The 1,981-nt window shown below is 76.4% G+C and carries 2 protein-coding genes; both read left to right on the top strand.

Features of this window, described 5'->3' with window-relative positions:
- Positions 1-1,093, top strand: a 1,093-nt coding sequence (locus tag E1283_RS35690; protein WP_132822311.1) for an SAM-dependent methyltransferase, incomplete at its 5' end; no start/stop codon positions are given.
- On the top strand, positions 1,090-1,953 hold the full coding sequence (locus tag E1283_RS35685; RefSeq protein ID WP_132822310.1) for a DUF1295 domain-containing protein: 864 nt from the start codon (positions 1,090-1,092) through the stop codon (positions 1,951-1,953). The genes E1283_RS35690 and E1283_RS35685, both read left to right, overlap by 4 nt.
- Positions 1,954-1,981 lie beyond the last annotated feature (28 nt).

Genomic DNA, 1,981 nt, shown 5'->3' with positions numbered 1-1,981 from the left:
CAGCGGCCGTGATCGCGGTCGCCGTCTCGGCCCGGGCGCCCGCGGCGGCGGCCGGAACCGGGCGGGAGTCGTCGCCGCGCGGGTCCTCGGCACCGTCCGTGTGGTGGCCGTGGCCGGCGGACTCGGCGCGCTCGGCCCACCGCCCGGCGACCCGGCGCACGGCGCCCGACTCCGCGGCCCCCGCCACAGCCGCGCCCGCGACCGCGCCGCCGTCAGCCACCACTACGACCTGTCCAACGCCTTCTACGCCCTGCTGCTCGACCCCACCATGTCCTACTCCTGCGCCTACTGGCGCCGGCCACCCGGCGAGCCCGACCACACCATCGCCGACGCCCAGCGCGACAAGCTCGAACTCATCTGCCGCAAGCTGGAGTTGGGTCCCGGCAGCCGGCTGCTCGACATCGGCTGCGGCTGGGGCGCCCTCGCCCGGCACGCCGCCGCGGAACACGGCGCGCTGGTCACCGCCGTCACCCTCTCCCGGGAGCAGGCCGGCCACGTCAGGCGCCTCGTCACCGACGACGAACTCACCGGCCGGGTCGACGTGCTGCACGCCGACTACCGCGAACTGCCCGAGCTGCTGCCGGTCGCCGGCTTCGACGCGGTCACCTCGGTCGAGATGGGCGAGCACGTCGGCGACGCCGAGTACCCGGCCTTCGCCGCCCTGCTCCGCCACCTGCTCCGCCCCGGCGGCCGACTGCTCGTGCAGCAGATGTCCCGCGGCCGCCACGCCCCGGGCGGCGGCGCGTTCATCGAGACCTACATCGCCCCCGACATGCACATGCGGCCACTCGCCCAGACCATCGGACTGCTGGCCGACGCCGGCCTGGAGATCCGCGCCACCCAGGCGCTGCGCGAGCACTACGCCTGGACCACCGCCGCCTGGCTGGAGTCGCTGGAGTGCCGCTGGGACGCGTTCACCGCCCTGGTCGGCGAGCCCACCGCCCGGGTCTGGCGGCTCTATCTCACCGGCGGCGGGCTGGCCTTCGAGGAGGGCAGGATGGGCGTGGACCAGATCCTCGCGACCCGGCCGCCGGTCGTCGGCCAGCGGCGGGCGGCCCACGACGGGCGGCCGACGGGAGTGAGCCGGGGATGACGTTCGACCTGCCCTGGGGCGCGCTGGCCCTCAACGTGGCGATCGCGGCCGGCGCCCTGGCCGCCCTGATGCTCGGCACCTGGGCGGTCGCGCTCGCCCGCGGCGGCCTGCACCGGATCGTCGACTCCGCGTGGGGCCTCGGCTTCGCCCTGGTCGCCGGCGTGACCCTGACACTCTCCGCCGGCCACGGCGACCCCGCCCGCCGGGCGCTGGTCACGGCGCTCACCGTCGCGTGGGGGCTGCGGCTCGCCCTCCACCTCGCCTGGCGCGGCCGCGGCAAGGGCGAGGACCCGCGGTACGCCGCGCTGCTCGCCCGCGCCCCCGGCAGCCAGGCCGCCTACGCGCTCCGCACCGTCTACCTGCTCCAGGGCGCGCTGATCCTGCTCGTCTCGCTCCCGGTGCAGGTCGCCTCCTACCTGCCGGCCGACCTCGGCGCCACCGCCTGGGCCGGGTGCGCGCTGTGGGCGGTCGGCTTCGGCTTCGAGGCGGTAGGCGACCTGCAGTTGGCCCGCTTCAAGGCCGAACCGGCGCACCGCGGCCGGGTGATGGACCGCGGCCTGTGGCGCTACACCCGACACCCCAACTACTTCGGCGACTTCCTCGTCTGGTGGGGCCTCTACCTGCTGGCCTGCGGCAGTTGGGGCGCGGCCCTGACGTGTCTCGTCTCGCCGCTGGTGATGACGGGGCTGCTCACCGCCGGCAGCGGCAAGGCGCTGCTGGAGCGCTCCATGGCGGATCGCCCGGGGTACGCCGAGTACGCCGCGCGGACCAGCGGCTTCGTGCCGCTGCGGCCCCGCTCCCGGAACCGCTCCCCGGACCGTCCCCGCAGCCGTTCCCGGAACGGTTCGCGGGGCCGCTGACCGGGTGGCGCGGGCCACCAGGCCGGCC

It is taken from the genome of Streptomyces hainanensis, assembly GCF_004348415.1.
Taxonomy (GTDB): Bacteria; Actinomycetota; Actinomycetes; order Streptomycetales; family Streptomycetaceae; genus Streptomyces; species Streptomyces hainanensis.
This window is presented reverse-complemented; position numbering and strand designations above follow the sequence as displayed.